Annotated in this window: 20 protein-coding genes and 3 pseudogenes; 13 read left to right on the top strand and 10 right to left on the bottom strand. The window is 60.6% G+C overall.

The window, feature by feature from the left end; genetic code table 11:
- Position 1 precedes the first annotated feature (1 nt).
- The 6 genes and pseudogenes from ccoP (at position 2) to virB11 (ending at position 6,847) form a co-directional block, all read left to right on the top strand.
- The gene (gene ccoP / locus NKH23_RS19525) at positions 2 to 865 is read left to right on the top strand and encodes a cytochrome-c oxidase, cbb3-type subunit III (protein ID WP_353035188.1); all 864 of its coding nucleotides are present in this window, start codon (positions 2 to 4) and stop codon (positions 863 to 865) included.
- A 214-nt stretch (positions 866 to 1,079) separates the two neighbouring features.
- Positions 1,080 to 2,639 (top strand): cytochrome c oxidase accessory protein CcoG, encoded by a 1,560-nt coding sequence (gene ccoG, locus NKH23_RS19520; RefSeq protein ID WP_353035186.1) that lies wholly within the window; start codon positions 1,080 to 1,082, stop codon positions 2,637 to 2,639.
- Entirely contained in the window at positions 2,636 to 3,133 is a 498-nt protein-coding gene (locus tag NKH23_RS19515; protein ID WP_352978046.1) for a FixH family protein, read from the top strand. Before ccoG ends, NKH23_RS19515 begins: the two co-directional genes overlap by 4 nt.
- On the top strand, positions 3,130 to 5,412 hold the full coding sequence (locus NKH23_RS19510; protein ID WP_353035184.1) for a cation-translocating P-type ATPase: 2,283 nt from the start codon (positions 3,130 to 3,132) through the stop codon (positions 5,410 to 5,412). Before NKH23_RS19515 ends, NKH23_RS19510 begins: the two co-directional genes overlap by 4 nt.
- Positions 5,409 to 5,564 (top strand): cbb3-type cytochrome oxidase assembly protein CcoS, encoded by a 156-nt coding sequence (gene ccoS, locus NKH23_RS19505; RefSeq protein WP_292656569.1) that lies wholly within the window; start codon positions 5,409 to 5,411, stop codon positions 5,562 to 5,564. Before NKH23_RS19510 ends, ccoS begins: the two co-directional genes overlap by 4 nt.
- Positions 5,565 to 5,831: 267 nt before the next feature.
- Positions 5,832 to 6,847 (top strand): annotated as a pseudogene (gene virB11, locus NKH23_RS19500) (P-type DNA transfer ATPase VirB11).
- Here virB11 and NKH23_RS34645 read toward each other — a convergent pair.
- The 6 genes and pseudogenes from NKH23_RS34645 to NKH23_RS19470 all read right to left on the bottom strand — a co-directional run bounded on the left by NKH23_RS34645 (position 6,757) and on the right by NKH23_RS19470 (position 8,924).
- Positions 6,757 to 7,203, bottom strand: a complete 447-nt coding sequence (locus tag NKH23_RS34645; RefSeq protein ID WP_502912367.1) for a hypothetical protein — start codon at positions 7,201 to 7,203, stop codon at positions 6,757 to 6,759. The pseudogene virB11 and the gene NKH23_RS34645 overlap by 91 nt on opposite strands.
- A 10-nt stretch (positions 7,204 to 7,213) precedes the next feature.
- Positions 7,214 to 7,330 (bottom strand): annotated as a pseudogene (locus tag NKH23_RS19490) (transglutaminase family protein); the annotation flags it as partial.
- Between the two features lie 12 nt (positions 7,331 to 7,342).
- A complete protein-coding gene (locus NKH23_RS19485; protein ID WP_353015372.1) occupies positions 7,343 to 7,606 on the bottom strand; it encodes a DUF1488 family protein in 264 nt (87 codons plus the stop codon).
- Positions 7,603 to 7,932 (bottom strand): hypothetical protein, encoded by a 330-nt coding sequence (locus tag NKH23_RS19480; protein ID WP_353035182.1) that lies wholly within the window; start codon positions 7,930 to 7,932, stop codon positions 7,603 to 7,605. Before NKH23_RS19480 ends, NKH23_RS19485 begins: the two co-directional genes overlap by 4 nt.
- A 366-nt stretch (positions 7,933 to 8,298) precedes the next feature.
- A complete protein-coding gene (locus tag NKH23_RS19475) occupies positions 8,299 to 8,664 on the bottom strand; it encodes a hypothetical protein (RefSeq protein ID WP_353015376.1) in 366 nt (121 codons plus the stop codon).
- A complete protein-coding gene (locus NKH23_RS19470) occupies positions 8,661 to 8,924 on the bottom strand; it encodes a hypothetical protein (protein WP_353015378.1) in 264 nt (87 codons plus the stop codon). Before NKH23_RS19470 ends, NKH23_RS19475 begins: the two co-directional genes overlap by 4 nt.
- A 498-nt stretch (positions 8,925 to 9,422) precedes the next feature.
- On the opposite strand from NKH23_RS19470, the gene NKH23_RS19465 reads away from it, so the two are divergent.
- The 5 genes from NKH23_RS19465 to NKH23_RS19445 all read left to right on the top strand — a co-directional run bounded on the left by NKH23_RS19465 (position 9,423) and on the right by NKH23_RS19445 (position 12,445).
- Positions 9,423 to 9,740: a co-chaperone GroES gene (locus NKH23_RS19465; protein ID WP_353015380.1), complete on the top strand. Its 318-nt coding sequence runs from the start codon at positions 9,423 to 9,425 to the stop codon at positions 9,738 to 9,740.
- A gap of 46 nt (positions 9,741 to 9,786) precedes the next feature.
- Positions 9,787 to 11,415, top strand: a complete 1,629-nt coding sequence (groL, locus tag NKH23_RS19460; protein ID WP_353035179.1) for a chaperonin GroEL — start codon at positions 9,787 to 9,789, stop codon at positions 11,413 to 11,415.
- Between the two features lie 74 nt (positions 11,416 to 11,489).
- Positions 11,490 to 11,882: a hypothetical protein gene (locus NKH23_RS19455; RefSeq protein WP_353015384.1), complete on the top strand. Its 393-nt coding sequence runs from the start codon at positions 11,490 to 11,492 to the stop codon at positions 11,880 to 11,882.
- Between the two features lie 83 nt (positions 11,883 to 11,965).
- A complete protein-coding gene (locus NKH23_RS19450; protein WP_353015386.1) occupies positions 11,966 to 12,133 on the top strand; it encodes a hypothetical protein in 168 nt (55 codons plus the stop codon).
- 33 nt (positions 12,134 to 12,166) lie between these two features.
- Positions 12,167 to 12,445 carry a DUF6894 family protein gene (locus NKH23_RS19445; RefSeq protein WP_353035177.1) on the top strand — a complete coding sequence of 93 codons (279 nt, stop codon included), beginning with the start codon at positions 12,167 to 12,169 and terminating at the stop codon, positions 12,443 to 12,445.
- A 158-nt stretch (positions 12,446 to 12,603) separates the two neighbouring features.
- Here the strand turns inward: NKH23_RS19445 and NKH23_RS19440 are convergent, their stop codons facing one another.
- Positions 12,604 to 12,972: a phage tail terminator-like protein gene (locus NKH23_RS19440; RefSeq protein ID WP_353015390.1), complete on the bottom strand. Its 369-nt coding sequence runs from the start codon at positions 12,970 to 12,972 to the stop codon at positions 12,604 to 12,606.
- Between the two features lie 25 nt (positions 12,973 to 12,997).
- Complete coding sequence (locus tag NKH23_RS19435) at positions 12,998 to 13,294, bottom strand: hypothetical protein (RefSeq protein ID WP_353015392.1); 297 nt, start codon at positions 13,292 to 13,294, stop codon at positions 12,998 to 13,000.
- A 288-nt stretch (positions 13,295 to 13,582) separates the two neighbouring features.
- On the opposite strand from NKH23_RS19435, the gene NKH23_RS19430 reads away from it, so the two are divergent.
- A complete protein-coding gene (locus NKH23_RS19430) occupies positions 13,583 to 13,996 on the top strand; it encodes a YidB family protein (RefSeq protein WP_353035175.1) in 414 nt (137 codons plus the stop codon).
- Positions 13,997 to 14,052: 56 nt separating this feature from the next.
- On the opposite strand, the gene NKH23_RS19425 is transcribed toward NKH23_RS19430, so the two are convergent.
- Together NKH23_RS19425 and NKH23_RS19420 are read right to left on the bottom strand one after the other, a co-directional pair.
- Positions 14,053 to 14,295, bottom strand: coding sequence for a KTSC domain-containing protein (locus NKH23_RS19425; protein ID WP_353015396.1), 243 nt, complete (start codon positions 14,293 to 14,295; stop codon positions 14,053 to 14,055).
- Positions 14,296 to 14,346: 51 nt separating this feature from the next.
- Entirely contained in the window at positions 14,347 to 14,535 is a 189-nt protein-coding gene (locus NKH23_RS19420; protein ID WP_353015399.1) for a hypothetical protein, read from the bottom strand.
- Here NKH23_RS19420 and NKH23_RS19415 point away from each other — a divergent pair.
- A pseudogene (locus tag NKH23_RS19415) lies at positions 14,534 to 14,725 on the top strand (amidohydrolase); the annotation flags it as partial. The gene NKH23_RS19420 and the pseudogene NKH23_RS19415 overlap by 2 nt on opposite strands.

Genomic DNA, 14,725 nt, shown 5'->3' with positions numbered 1-14,725 from the left:
GATGAGCAACGAGCATATCGATCAAGTCTCGGGCATTTCAACCACCGGCCATGAGTGGGATGGCATCCGGGAGCTCAACAATCCGCTTCCGCGCTGGTGGATCACGACCTTTTACATCACCATCCTCTGGGCGATCGGCTATACCATCGCCTATCCAGCATGGCCGATGCTGAGTTCCGCGACCAAAGGCGTAATCGGCTATTCGAGCCGAAATGATGTGAAGAACGAGCTCGCCGCAGCTGAAATCGCCAAGGGCAAGTATGTTGCGGCTGTACAGTCGAAAACTGTCGTGGAGATTGCCGCCGACGATGCGCTGCGCGAATTCGCGGGTGCCGCCGGCGGCGCCGCGTTCAAGGTCAATTGCGTGCAGTGCCACGGCTCCGGCGCCCAAGGATCCAGCGGCTTTCCCAATCTCAACGACGACGATTGGCTGTGGGGGGGAAGTGCCGAGCAGATCCAGCAGACGATCACACACGGCATCCGCTTTGCATCGGACCCGGACACACGCCAATCCGAAATGCCGGCCTTTGGCGACATTATCACGGCTGACCAGATCAGGCAGGTCAGCGCCTACGTCGCCAGCCTGTCGGGACCTGTTCAAGACGAAAGTCTGGTCGAGCCGGGTGCCAAGGTCTTCGCGGAGAATTGCGTCGCGTGTCATGGCGAAAATGCAAAAGGCAACAAGGAGTTTGGCGCGCCGGACCTGACCGATGCCATCTGGCTTTACGGATCCGGGGAAGCATCGATCGCCGCACAGGTTCGCGCGCCCAGACAGGGCGTGATGCCAGCCTGGGGCGGACGTCTTGGCGACACCAAAGTGAAGGAGCTCGCCGTCTACATCCATTCGCTTGGCGGTGGGGAATAAAGGGGGGTTCTATTCCCGGCCTCCGCCAGCTAAGCGACGAGACCCGGCTAGCGCCGGGCCTCGATCGTATTTGCGGCATCGGCGATTGACTTGCATCAACGCGGCGCGGCCCATCATGCGGCAAAGTTTGGCTAGCACGCTGCATTCCGGACGTCGCCCACATCAGAGATGTCCGGTTGCACGGCAAAATGATCCGCTGCGACTGGAGATATTCGTGCTGGACAACATTCAGGTAGAGCGACTTGAGGCCGAGGCGGTCAACTCGGCCAAAACGCGTCAGCCGCTCTATGCCGCACGCAAGAAGATCTTCCCGAAGCGCGCTTCAGGCAGCTTTCGTCGCTTCAAGTGGCTGGTGATGGCAATCACGCTGGGCATTTACTACCTGGCGCCTTGGCTGCGTTGGGATCGGGGGCCGTTTGCCCCCGACCAGGCTGTGCTGATCGATCTCGCCAATCGCCGCTTTTACTTCTTTTTCATCGAGATTTGGCCGCAGGAATTCTACTATGTTGCCGGCCTGCTGGTCATGGCCGGCATCGGCCTTTTCCTGGTCACTTCCACGGTCGGCCGGGCCTGGTGCGGCTATACCTGCCCACAGACCGTATGGGTCGACCTGTTTCTGGTTGTCGAACGTGCGATCGAGGGCGACCGCAACGCGCGCATGAAACTCGATGCCGGGCCCTGGGCCGCACGCAAGCTTGTGCTGCGTGTATCCAAACACGCTATCTGGCTGGCCATAGGCGCGGCAACGGGGGGTGCCTGGATCTTCTATTTCGCCGATGCGCCAACTCTAATTCAAGAGGTCTTCACCGGGACCGCAGCGCCCATCGCCTACATCACCATCGCGGTGCTGACGGCGACCACCTACACGTTCGGCGGACTGATGCGCGAGCAGGTCTGCACCTATATGTGCCCATGGCCGCGCATCCAGGCGGCCATGCTCGACGAGAATTCGCTCACCGTAACCTACAATGATTGGCGCGGCGAGCCGCGTTCGCGCCACGCCAAGAAGGTGCTTGCCGCGGGGCAGCCGGTTGGAGACTGCGTCGATTGCAATGCCTGTGTCGCCGTCTGCCCGATGGGGATCGACATTCGCGACGGCCAGCAGCTCGAATGCATCACGTGCGCGCTCTGCATCGATGCCTGCGACGGCGTCATGGACAAGCTCGGCAAGGAGCGGGGACTGATCTCCTATGCGACGCTGTCCGATTACAACGCCAACATGACGGTAGCCACCGCAGGCGGTTCTTGCTCGGTGAACCCGTCGCTCGTGCGGACCGACGACGGCGTTTTCTCCGATAGGTTGGCCCATTTCCATCTCCGCAAAATCTTCAGGCCACGCACCTTCGTCTACATGGGCGCGTGGTCGGCGATCGGCCTTGCCCTGCTCTATTCGCTGCTGACGCGCGACCGGCTCGACGTCAGCGTTCTGCACGACCGCAATCCGCAGTTCGTGACGCTGTCCGATGGTTCGATCCGCAATGGTTACACCGTCAAGCTGCTCAACATGATCCCCGAGCCAAGGACGATTGTCGTCACCATGCAGGGCTTACAACGCGCCGAAATGAACGTCGTCGGGATCGACCTGCCTGCAGATCGCTCATTTGCCATCGCCGTCGAACCAGACCGGCTGAAGATGCTGAAGGTTTTCGTCCGCCAGCCGGCTGAACAGCTCAAGGGGCAAGCGCAGACATTCAAGTTCCGGGTCGAAGACAAGGCAAGTTTCGAAGTCGACGAATACACGGCCACGTTCAACGCTCCGGAGACCGTTAGATGAGCGTCAATATGCGAAGGCCCCGCGAATTTACCGGAAGGCATATGCTGCTTACCATTCTTAGCTTTTTCGGCGTGGTTGTTGGCGTGAATGTGACCATGGCGACGCTGGCCAGCACGAGCTGGACCGGTCTTGTCGTTGAAAACACCTATGTGGCGAGCCAGCAGTTCAACAAGAAGGCCGAGGAGGGGCGCGCGCAGGCCGCACTCGGCTGGACCGGCAAACTCACCATCGCATGGGGCGAGGTCCGCTACAGCCTCAGCGATGCCGCCGGGAAGCCCATTCCCCTGCATTCTGTGAAGGTTCTGTTTCGCCACCCCGCTTACGAGGCGGAGGACAAGTCCGTCACTCTGGCCTCTGCTACAGGCCAGGAATTTGCGGCGCAGCACACGCCGAGAGATGGCGTCTGGATCGTCGAAGTCGATGCCGATGCTGGTCTCGCCGAACCCTACCGCGATGTCCGTCGGATCATGATTTCCCAAGGAGCGCTGCAATGAGCTGCTGTGCGCCGGGCGCTGAAATGGCGCTGGCCCTCGATAGGGTCACACCCGTCTTGCCGTCAAACCAGGAGGTCAAATTGGCGAGCCGCTCGCTTGGCGATGACCTTCACCAGACCGATCTCTCAGTGCCGACTGTTCACTGCGGCGCCTGCATACAGACGATCGAGACAGCACTCGAAAAGCTCGATCGCCTCGAAGACGCACGGGTCAACTTGTCGACGAAACGGGTTTCGATCAGATGGCGTGGGAATGAGGCACCGCCATTCGTCGCTGCGCTTGAGCGGCTGGGCTACCCAGCGCATCTTTTCGAGCCCGAGGTTGATGAAAAAGACAAGACGCTTTCGGAACTGATCCGCGCCGTCGCGGTTGCCGGCTTTGCGGCGGGCAACATCATGCTGCTTTCGGTCTCGGTCTGGTCCGGCGCTGAAGGTGCGACCCGCGACCTGTTCCATTGGATCTCGGCGCTGATTGCCATCCCTGCCCTCGCCTTCGCCGGTGGCATTTACTTCCGCTCGGCATGGAACGCGTTGCGTCACGGCCGCATGAACATGGATGTGCCGATTGCGGTTGGGGTCTCGCTCGCCTACGCGATGAGCCTCTACGAAACCATCCACCATGGCGACCACGCTTACTTCGACGCATCGGTGTCGCTGCTGTTCTTCCTGCTGATCGGCCGCACGCTTGATCACGTGATGCGGGAGCGTGCCCGGACCGCGGTGAACGGTCTGTCACGGCTGGCGGCGCGTGGCGCCATGGTGATGCGTGATGATGGCACGCGCGATTACCGGCCGGTTGGCGAGATAGAACCCGGCATGCAGTTGCTGATCGCGGCGGGTGAGCGGATTCCGGTCGACGGCAAGATTATTCGTGGCTTCTCGGATCTCGACTGTTCGCTGGTTTCCGGTGAGAGCGTTCCCAGAACCGTGGCGTCAGGAGAAGCCGTACAGGCAGGCATTCTCAATCTCACGGGCCCACTGACGGTCGAGGCGACAGCCGCCGCAAAAGACTCTTTCCTGGCAGAGATGGTCCGACTAATGGAAGCGGCCGAGGGCGGTCGCGCGCATTATCGCCGGATCGCCGACCGCGTTTCGGCGCTCTATGCGCCGGTGGTCCATCTGACCGCCTTCGTGACGTTTCTCGGCTGGATGGTGGCCATCGGCGACTGGCACCGGGCAATGACGATCGCCATCGCCGTCCTCATTATCACATGTCCCTGTGCGCTTGGACTCGCCGTGCCGATCGTGCAGGTTGTCGCCGCGCGGCGTCTGTTCGAAGCTGGCGTCATGGTCAAGGACGGTTCCGCCATGGAGCGCTTGGCGACGATCAACGTCGCGGTGTTCGACAAGACCGGCACGCTAACGCTCGGACAGCCCCGGCTCCTCAACGCACCGTCCATCCACCCGACTATGCTGGCAATCGCAGCCGATATGGCCGCGCATTCCCGTCACCCACTTTCAAAGGCCATTGCAAACTTTGCAGGTTTCGCCGGCCAGCCAAAGCTCGATTCTGTCAGCGAGCACCCTGGATTCGGCATCGAGGCCACTGCCGCGGGCAGCACCTGGCGGCTGGGTAGGCGCGGATGGGCTGGATGGAAGGCCCGAACCGGCGGCGAAAGTAGATATGGCGGAACGGTTCTGACGAAAGATGGGATCATTGTGGCTTCCTTTGTCTTCGAGGACGCGTTGCGTGCAGACGCCAGAGCGGCCGTCGAGCAATTGAACAACGCGAGGGTTTCCGCGCAAATGCTGTCGGGCGACACCGCCGCTGCCTGCGGCGAGGTCGCGGCGGCGTTGGGCATCCATCACTTTGTTCCGGCGCTGCTTCCTTCGGGCAAGGTAGAACATATCGAAACGCTGGCGAAGGACGGCCACAAGGTGCTGATGGTTGGCGACGGCCTCAACGACACCCCTGCGCTAAGCGCGGCACACGTCTCGATAGCTCCAGCCACGGCCGCCGATGTCGGCCGCAAGGCAGCGGACTTCGTGTTCCTGCGCGAAAGCCTTTCGGCTGTACCGCTTGCCCTCGACGTCTCGCGCAAGGCCGGACGACTGATCCGGCAAAACATCGCCATCGCCATTATCTACAATGCCGTCGCCGTACCGATCGCCATTTCGGGGCACGTCACACCGTTGATCGCCGCAATCGCCATGTCCGCCTCGTCGCTGCTTGTCATCGGAAATGCATTACGCCTGGCGTCCTTTGCGACGAACGCACCGGAGACGGTGGGCAGGCGCGGCAACCGGTCCGCCATCGGCGCACTGGCGCGATCGTCATGACGACGCTCGTCTATCTGATACCTGTGGCCCTGTTCCTCGGTGCTCTTGGGCTATCTGGGTTTCTGTGGGCTTTGAGGAGCGGGCAATACGAGGACCTCGACGGAGCCGCGGAGCGCATCCTCATCGACCGAGATGACAGACCTGAAAGCTGACTGGCTGCGCGGTGCCGACATGATGGCGATGCCGCCGGCACTATTCGTTGAAACTGATGAAGATCAGGGCGCGGATAACGACCCAAGACGTGATGCTGCGCGCATCGCTGGCCGAGGCGCGTGAGTGACAATCTCTTATGCGTCTCGTCTTGGTTGACCGTCATGGCGTTAGCCAAGGCGAACGCATCTTTGTTTATGTCCGACAGGATCTCGATTTCAGCGCCATATACGACGATCCCGTCACCGAAGCGATGAAGGAAATTCAACGTGAACGTCGCCGTATGTAGAGCCCCGAACCCTCATCATTTTCTCGATCGCGCGCTGGCTCCGCTGAAACCATTCCTGGAAGACCCGCGCGTCGTCGAAACTTTCGATCAACAAGCCGGGCCACGTCTATGTCGAACGCCTCGGCTCCGACCATATGGAGCACCACGAGATTCATGAACTGACGGCCGCCGAAATCCAAAACATCGGTGAGCGCGTCGCCGGCGCGACAAGTCAGTTTGTCAGCCGCTCCAAGCCCATTCTCAGCGCCGCGCTGCCGACAGGCGAACGCATTCAGATCGTCCTGCCGCCGGCCGCTCCGGAAGGGGGCTCAATCTCGATCCGCAAGCAGGTGGTCAACAACTTCACGCTCGAGGAGTATCGCGACAGCGGTTCGCTCGACAAAGTATCGGTCGCTGTCGGCGGCCTAAGCGACATCGATCGCGACTTGATTGCCCATCTGCGCGCCGGTCGTATCTATGACTTCATCCATACGGCCATCACGAAACGGGTATCGATCCTGATCAGCGGCGGCACATCCTCCGGCAAGACGACGTTTCTGAACGCATGCTTGAAAAGCATCGATGCCAATGAGCGCATTCTGACCCTGGAAGACACACGCGAACTGTTCCCGCCCCAGGCCAACAAAGTGCACCTCGTCGCCTCAAAGGGCGATCAGGGCACTGCTGACGTGACGATTCAAAGCCTGCTCGAAGCATCGCTTCGCATGCGCCCGACCGCCTGTTTGTCGGCGAAATCCGCGGCGCCGAAGCCTTCTCGTTCCTTCGCGCGATCAACACCGGCCACCCCGGCAGCATGTCCACTGTCCATGCCGACACACCGATGGGTGCCTACGAGCAACTTGCCATGATGATGCAACAGGCTGGCTGTCGTCAGGTTATTCCAAGGCCGATCTGATGTCCTACATTCAGATGGTCATCCCGATCGTCATCCAGCTTCGCCGCGACGGCGGCAAGCGCGTCGTGTCGGAAATCTTCTTTGCCCGGGATGAATCATGAGCCAAGGCTATAAGGCCTTTTACCTGTTCTTCTGCACGGGAATCGTCTTTGCAGTCTGGATTCTTGGCTATGGCCTTGGCCTCCAGATTTTTTTCCGTGACGGCCGCATTCTCGAAGCGACGATCACCACCAATCCATTCGCCCCATTGCAACAATTCTGGCTCCACAAGAGCAACACCACATTGCAGATGGTCGCGATCGTGGCGCTCGTTCCGGCCCTCCTCGCCGGCGGCCTCGTCTCTTACATCGGCCTTCGGCCGCAAGGCAGCCCACTCGGTGACGCGGCCTTTCAGCGCGCGTGCTAGCCTCGATGTGATCGAGATGGGCAGCCATTGCGGCCATGGCGGCGGCGCCATCCGCTGCCTCGATCATTTCCGGAACCCTGATCTCGGCCGCACGATCTTCGTGGACCGACAGGAGACATACCAATGCGGTCGGCTGCTGGCAGGTCAGTGTGATCTCATAACCGTAGCGGATTAGCATCGAGAGCTCCCCCTAGCGGAAATCGACGGCCGTCAGCATATAGGAGGTGCGGCGTCCATGAGAGTAGGCTTCCCGCGCGACATCGTGGATCGAGTTGCGCGCTGCATCGAAAGCCGTGAGGAGATCCGCTTCGGACAGCTGCGTCCTGCCGGGCTGTGCCAGCGCGGCGGTCTCGACGAAGAACGGCACCTCGAACATGCCGTCATGGCCGACGAAGCGGACAGCATTGCGCACTTCGTCGAAGCTCCGGCTCCGGTTGGGAAATTCGAGGGTCACCGTCGGCATTCCTCTACTGAACATCGTGCAAGTTGGGCGCGTGCCATCAGGGTACCCTGATCTCTGTTGCGTCGTTCATTACGACGATTCAGCGACCCCATGTCTTCTGTTGCTGCCGATCGGCTGAGGCCGGTCATGATCTGGCCGTCTGCTTGGGCTGGAACACCGGTGAAGACGTGGTAGACGGTCCAGGAGCGATCCGTTTCGATGCGGCGGCCGTATTGATGGTCCACGGAATGGCGGCCGGGTGCTCCGCCTTCATTCTCCCACGTGCCTAGCGCGGTGGCATCGCGCACCCGCTCGGTGTCGTTGTTGTGGAGGTTCATTATTGTAGCCTTTCTTCATTGGCTGCTTCGGCGTGGATGGGCCCTGAATAGGGTATCAATCCATTCGCGTCCGTAATCGCCACCGCGTCCGGTTGCTGCGACATGTCGAGGGTCTGCGAAAGCTGCCGTGCAATCTCGACCGCGTCATCAAGATCGGCAGCTTCTGCGGTCTCGCAAGATCGGCAGCTTCTGCGGTCTCGCGGGCGACGACCGCATGTGCATCGTCAACGTCCCGGGTGCGGTAAAAATCGATCACCACTTCATTGATGCCCGCGCTCCCGTCTCGTCACAGCGTGCTGCTCTCAGCCCTTGCCGCGCGGGACGTTGGCGTTCGCGGCGAGCTTGATCTGGTTGCCGAACGTGCTTTCAGGCTTGGACTGAGCCTTTTCCTGCTTCGGCTTTCTGATCTCGCGATTGCTGCGTTTTTGTCCCTTGGCCATGGCCGAACGTCCTTTCGATGAGGGTTTCGCCGTCGCCTGCCGGCCACATGCCGACCGGCTCGAGACTGTCCTGCGTCGTCACCCGCTCATGACGTTCGTCGTCGTTGCGGATGCGGTATTGAGGTGAATCTCTCCGCGGCGGCAGGGTGCCGGTGATGTGATAGACGTCCCTGGGCAAAGCCGGTCTCCCGAAGCCGCTCTTCAGGCGGACAGCCTGGCCCACTGCAAAGCGATGTGCTGCGGTGTCGCGCGGAAGCTCCCGGCTGCGGTGTGAAAAGCTCGTTGCTGTCATGACAATTCATGGTCCTTTTCGAGTGCGGCATCGAGGTCCGCCGGATTGATCGGCACCATCTGCTGCAGTGGAACCTGCTTGGCGATCGCCGGCAGGTGGATGAAGGCGGCGACGCGTCGCCAGGCAAGCCGGGATAAGCCGTCGATTGACTCTTCGTCTTGGTCGACACGGTATTCTCCAGCCGGCTGCGGGGCATCGAAGCCGGGCAACAGGAATGCGGACGAAAATCGGACGACCGTCTGCGTGGTGCGTGTGGTCATGATAGGAGTCTCCGCAGGGACACGCGGATGCGCTTCCTGCATCATTCCCATCCGAACCGGAACGATCCCGCGGCTGCCAGTACATCCGTGGTCAGCACTGGACTTCGCCCCAGGTTCGAACAGAGCGAGATGCGCGCCGGATCGGCACTTGTGCATTCGCTGTCGAGAATTCGGTGGTGAATGGCGGGTCGTAGTCTCTGACACCGCGAAAGCCAAAACGGCCAAATCAACGTGGTTTACATATGCGCCTCAATTGGTGTTTTAACAAGGCGATCGGCATATTTATTTATTCTTCGACCCTACAGAACGGCATATCTCTGCAAAATAACTTCCCAAACACGAATGAATTTTCTTTTCGCCCGACGTGCCCGGGCAGCGGGAGCGGATTTGTATTTTTTGAAGTCTGCAAAATAGTTTTGGCACTCCTATCATTCGAGTGCCAACAGCACTATGTAAGTGTTGCGGCTGCCCCTATGCGTCGGCTGCGGAAAGAACCCAATGAAATTCCGGCCACTCCACGACCGCGTCGTCATCCGACGTGCGGAAGGCGATCTCAAATCCAAAGGCGGCATCATCATTCCCGACACTGCGAAGGAAAAGCCGCAGGAAGGCGAGGTCATCGCCATCGGCCCAGGTTCCCGCGACGAAAGCGGCAAGCTGGTTCCTCTCGACGTCAAGGCGGGCGATCTCATCCTGTTCGGCAAGTGGTCCGGAACCGAGGTCAAAATCGATGGCGAAGACCTTCTGATCATGAAGGAGAGCGACATCATGGGCATCGTCGAGAAAGCCGGAGCGGCCACCAAAAAAGCCGCCTGACCAGACTCCGACCCCTCACTGTCAAGATCGAACTGGACAAAACATCATGTCTGCCAAGGAAATCAAATTCTCCGCCGATGCTCGCGACCGGATGCTGCGCGGCGTCGAACTGCTCAACAACGCCGTCAAGGTGACGCTCGGCCCCAAAGGCCGCAACGTCGTCATCGACAAGGCCTATGGCGCGCCGCGCATCACCAAGGACGGCGTCACTGTCGCCAAGGAGATCGAGCTTGCCGACAAGTTCGAGAACATGGGCGCGCAGATGGTGCGCGAAGTGGCCTCGAAGACCAATGACCTCGCCGGCGACGGCACAACCACCGCGACCGTGCTCGCCGCGTCCATCCTGCGCGAAGGCGCCAAATTCGTTGCCGCCGGCATGAACCCGATGGACCTCAAGCGCGGCATCGACCTTGCCGTCAGCGCCGTCGTCAAGGAAATCCAGGCGCGCGCCAAGAAGGTGAAGTCTTCGGCTGAGGTCGCCCAGGTCGGCACCATCGCCGCCAATGGCGACGCGACCGTCGGCGAGATGATCGCCAAGGCGATGGACAAGGTCGGCAATGACGGCGTCATCACCGTCGAGGAATCGAAAACCGCCGAGACCGAGCTCGACGTCGTCGAGGGCATGCAGTTCGACCGTGGTTACCTCTCTCCCTACTTTGTCACCAACGCCGAGAAGATGCGCGTCGAACTCGATGACCCATATATTCTCATCCACGAGAAGAAGCTCGGCAATCTGCAGGCCATGCTGCCGATCCTCGAAGCTGTGGTGCAGAGCGGCAAGCCGCTGCTGATCATTTCCGAGGATGTCGAGGGCGAGGCTCTCGCCACGCTCGTCGTCAACAAGCTGCGGGGCGGCCTCAAGGTCGCGGCCGTCAAGGCTCCCGGTTTCGGCGACCGCCGTAAGGCGATGCTGGAGGACATCGCGGTGCTGACCGCCGGCCAGATGATCTCCGAAGATCTCGGCGTCAAGCTGGAAAACGTCACGCTCGACATGCTCGGCCGCGCCAAGCGCGTGCTGATCGAGAAGGATACGACCACGGTGATCGACGGCTCCGGCGACAAGGCCGGCATTGCAGCGCGCATCGGCCAGATCAAGGCGCAGATCGAGGAGACCACATCCGACTATGACAAGGAGAAGCTGCAGGAGAGGCTGGCGAAGCTCGCAGGCGGCGTCGCCGTCATCCGCGTCGGCGGCGCGACCGAGACTGAGGTCAAGGAAAAGAAGGATCGCATCGATGATGCGCTGAACGCCACGCGTGCGGCCGTTGAGGAAGGCATCGTGCCCGGTGGCGGTGTCGCGCTGCTGCGCGCCAAGGCCGTGCTGACCTCCCTTACAGGCGCCAACGCCGACGTGATCGCCGGCATCTCCATCGTGCTCAGGGCGCTTGAGGCTCCAATCCGTCAGATCGCCGAGAACGCCGGCGTCGAAGGTTCGATCGTGGTCGGCAAGCTGACCGACAGCAAGGATCGCAACCAGGGCTTCGATGCGCAGACGGAAACCTATGTGGACATGATCAAGGCCGGCATCGTCGATCCTGCCAAGGTCGTGCGAACTGCGCTGCAGGATGCCGGTTCGATCGCGGCGCTGCTCATCACCGCTGAAGCAATGATCGCCGACATTCCCGCGAAGGATTCCGCCCCGGCGGCAGGCAACGGCGGCATGGGTGGATACTGAGAACAGTGCCTGAACCGTTCGGCCAGCGCGGCCGGACAAAGCAATCCGCACTCCAACCTGGAAGGAAAACCTCCATGGCCATGCAGAACACCACTAAACAATCTCTCTCCCGTCGTTGGGAGGACTACCAGCCTTCGAAGACCATGCTGGTCTGGGCGTGCATCGCGGCCGTGATCGCCACGATCGTCATCGGCTTCAGTTGGGGAGGCTGGGTCACCGGCGGCACGTCCCAAAAGATGGCGGCCACGGCCAGCGACACGGCGCGTGGAGACCTGGCATCCGCCATATGCGTTGACAGGTTCAACGCGGCGCCGGATGCGGCGGCGAAGCTTGTCGAGTTCAAGGCCATCACCGACAGCTACAAGAAGCTTCAGTTCGTGGAAGCGGGAGGCTGGGCGACCATGCCTGGACAGACGACGCCCGACAAGCTGGGCATTCAAGGTTGCACCACCGCTCTCGCCGCCTGAAGCTCGCTTTGATTGAAACGACCATCGCCGGGACGCCCGTCCCGGCGCGCCCTTCCGATCAAGCTGAGCGGGGAACGCGACTGGTGATCACCTTCGAAAAGAAAACCGAGCTCCAGCCTGCGCCCGATGAAAGCGAAGAGAACCGCCTCGAGCAGACCCGCAAGGCTGCGATAGAAAGGCACCGGAAATCCGACACTGACGGGACTCGACGCCGTGCTCGCCAGACGGCCGAGGATAACGGGCTTATCTGAAGCGACCTGGACCGGCATCGTACAAGATCAAACATGGAACAGGCAGAGCCGAGTGCAGTCGGCGAACATGGCGCCGTATTGTTCGACGTGCGCGACAATGACCGGCTCTTTCCCGACGATGAGGGGACAAGGCTTGCTGGGGGCCTCAATGCTGCTCGTGCGGAGGCTTTCGCAGCCTTGGCAGACTATGTGAGAGAAATCGCACCACCCGACAGCCGCTGCTGCCTCGCAATCGAAGTCCGCGACGAAAACAGCCAACCGCTCTTGAAGGCGACAATGACTTTCGAAGTCGAGTTGATACACCGCCAATGAAGAATGTAGGCATGGCAATCACGCGGGCGACGGTCGTATCGCATGTGCCACAAGCGATCTGACAATCCGGTTCGCGCGGCCGAGATAAGACTTTGATGGCCACAACGGCATCCTTTCAAGTTTAGGTGGATTGCCCTCGCCAGGGGCGGCTTATGGCATCAGGCAAAAGCCTCGTAGGAGACGGTCACCGGAACCATCCAGTGGGTGTCATCAGAGAGTGCACCGGCGATGTCCGGCGCTTTCGTTACCCGAATTCGGATACCCTCCTGGAACAGTGGCAGATCGCAGGGAAACCATGCCGCGATCTGCCCGGCGATCTCCGTTGCCGCGGAAGCGCCGGCATCGAGTATCTGGAACGCATCGATCTGCAGAAGCCCCATGCGGTGATGCGGATCGCTCCCAGCGATGAACAGGCGCCTCGCGGTCGTCACCATATCGGTAGGGATTGGTTTACCATCTCGGATCGCAGCTGTGATCGTGCGGTCGAAACGTTTGTCGCGTCGCTTCCGAGTCAGATAGGCCCGCAACTGGTCGGGCTCGCCAGAGAGCAGTTCATCGCGGGCTCGGGCAACATAGGTCGCTCTGAACTGTGGTGAGCCCGATCACCCCGCCTTCTCGGCTGCCGGTCACCCGATTGATGCGCCCAACGACCTCCAGTGCGGTCCTGGTCGGATTGGTGCCGCGGGCAAGACCCTCAGAAAAAGCGGCACGGATCGCAATTTGCTGATCAGCAACAATGTTGGTGACGAGTTGCGCCGAGTGCTCGCGCAGCCAGGTCTCCGCCGCCATGTTCCGTGCATCCCAGCGCAGCACGACCTGAAAGCCGCTTGGATCGCGAAGCGCCGGCATCTGCTGACCGTGGCAACGCCGCCGCCGTTGAAGGTCTGCCGGATGGGCTCTTCCAGCGGCCGAAACGCGGCCTCGCCTAGGTTCATCGCCTGGATCGCGCCGTTGATGTCGCTGCGTGCGCGAACGGCAAACAATATTGCTTGGCTTGAATGGTGAACCCCGCCGAACGCGCCTCGTATTCTAGTTGTTCTGCCTCAGCACCCCGCCTCACTCAAGGCGCTCAACTATGCGGCGCAGGACGATGTTCGAGCGATGTCGTCGATCGCTTTCAATAGAAGGAGATCGGAGATGAGCCTTGATATAGGAAAAGTCGCCATAGCCTTGCTGGGGCTGCTTGCCTACAAGAACAGGGACAAGATCGGCGAGCTGATCGCGGGAAAGAGATCGACAGATCCCAATGGCGCCGGCTCCCCCGGCGGTCTCGGTGATATCTTGGACCGCCTCAGGAATGCAGGTGCGGGCGACCAAGTTGATTCATGGGTAAGTAAAGGATCACACCGGCCCGTTCAGCGCGAGCAGGTTGAAAAAGCAATCGACCCGCAAACGTTGAAGGATCTGGCCGAGCAAACCGGACTGTCCCACGACGAGCTTCTCGATCGGCTCACAAGAGAACTCCCCGACGCAGTGGACAAGCTCACTCCCGACGGCCAGTTGCCGTCGAGCAGTCTCCTGGACGAGGTCGCAATGACCGGGCGCACTTAGCGCCACGTCGCCACGACAGGTCAGGTTAGGTCATCCCGGGTCACTATCGCTCGCAATCAGGCGGTACGGGAAATGATTGCGAATTTGTCGTTAAAGTAGCGGCCCTTCGCGAACGCGGCTTTAAACGCGGCAAAGGTCTCCGGCGGTACTCCCTCAAACTCGTACCACTTGCCGCTGGCGACGAACCACACGGAAAGGACCTTGCGCTCGGGATCGTATTCAGTTTTGCGAATCGAGGTAGAGGGCACAAAGATCAACGAGCGGAAAAGCCGTCGTGTTCCCAAGAAGCCGGTGGCCAAAGGCTTTGCGAACGTAGCTCTAGTCCAACGCCGGCGGCCGGGTGAAACCGTTCACGCTGCGTCAATGCCCATCATCACCGATTGCTCGGGATAATCGAGCACGCGCAACGTGTCAGGCTGCGGTTCAGCTTTTGATACGCCGAGCCGCTCTATCTCTTTGTCTTGACGCAATTCCGAACGGAAAACCGTTTCACACGTTTCCTGGAATTGCTCTAGCGCCAAGCGGAGCAGGAAAAACATGACCCTGACCAATCGAGACATTGTCGAGCTGACGGCATGGCGCCGCAGGCTGCACCAGCATCCGGAAATCTCGAATGAGGAAGAGAAAACCGCGAGCGAGGTTGTCGACTTCCTCGCCGACACAGCGCCGGACAAGGTGCTAACCGGATTGGGCGGCCACGGTGTGGCGGCAGTATATGAAAGCGGCAAA

It is taken from the genome of Mesorhizobium sp. M1328, from assembly GCF_040318075.1.
Classification (GTDB): Bacteria; Pseudomonadota; Alphaproteobacteria; order Rhizobiales; family Rhizobiaceae; genus Mesorhizobium.
The sequence above is the reverse complement of the archived record's forward strand: the minus strand, read 5'-3'. Positions and strand labels throughout refer to the sequence as shown.

What these genes read in the sequence shown, in the direction of transcription:
- ccoP (WP_353035188.1), top strand. Translation starts at nt 2, where the DNA reads ATGAGCAACGAGCATATCGATCAAGTCTCGGGCATTTCAACCACCGGC.
- NKH23_RS19515 (WP_352978046.1), top strand. Translation starts at nt 2,636, where the DNA reads ATGAGCGTCAATATGCGAAGGCCCCGCGAATTTACCGGAAGGCATATG.
- NKH23_RS19510 (WP_353035184.1), top strand. Translation starts at nt 3,130, where the DNA reads ATGAGCTGCTGTGCGCCGGGCGCTGAAATGGCGCTGGCCCTCGATAGG.
- ccoS (WP_292656569.1), top strand. Translation starts at nt 5,409, where the DNA reads ATGACGACGCTCGTCTATCTGATACCTGTGGCCCTGTTCCTCGGTGCT.
- NKH23_RS34645 (WP_502912367.1), bottom strand. Translation starts at nt 7,203, where the DNA reads ATGGCGCCGCCGCCATGGCCGCAATGGCTGCCCATCTCGATCACATCG.
- NKH23_RS19480 (WP_353035182.1), bottom strand. Translation starts at nt 7,932, where the DNA reads ATGAACCTCCACAACAACGACACCGAGCGGGTGCGCGATGCCACCGCG.
- NKH23_RS19475 (WP_353015376.1), bottom strand. Translation starts at nt 8,664, where the DNA reads ATGACAGCAACGAGCTTTTCACACCGCAGCCGGGAGCTTCCGCGCGAC.
- NKH23_RS19470 (WP_353015378.1), bottom strand. Translation starts at nt 8,924, where the DNA reads ATGACCACACGCACCACGCAGACGGTCGTCCGATTTTCGTCCGCATTC.
- NKH23_RS19465 (WP_353015380.1), top strand. Translation starts at nt 9,423, where the DNA reads ATGAAATTCCGGCCACTCCACGACCGCGTCGTCATCCGACGTGCGGAA.
- groL (WP_353035179.1), top strand. Translation starts at nt 9,787, where the DNA reads ATGTCTGCCAAGGAAATCAAATTCTCCGCCGATGCTCGCGACCGGATG.
- NKH23_RS19455 (WP_353015384.1), top strand. Translation starts at nt 11,490, where the DNA reads ATGGCCATGCAGAACACCACTAAACAATCTCTCTCCCGTCGTTGGGAG.
- NKH23_RS19445 (WP_353035177.1), top strand. Translation starts at nt 12,167, where the DNA reads ATGGAACAGGCAGAGCCGAGTGCAGTCGGCGAACATGGCGCCGTATTG.
- NKH23_RS19435 (WP_353015392.1), bottom strand. Translation starts at nt 13,294, where the DNA reads ATGCCGGCGCTTCGCGATCCAAGCGGCTTTCAGGTCGTGCTGCGCTGG.
- NKH23_RS19430 (WP_353035175.1), top strand. Translation starts at nt 13,583, where the DNA reads ATGAGCCTTGATATAGGAAAAGTCGCCATAGCCTTGCTGGGGCTGCTT.
- NKH23_RS19420 (WP_353015399.1), bottom strand. Translation starts at nt 14,535, where the DNA reads ATGTTTTTCCTGCTCCGCTTGGCGCTAGAGCAATTCCAGGAAACGTGT.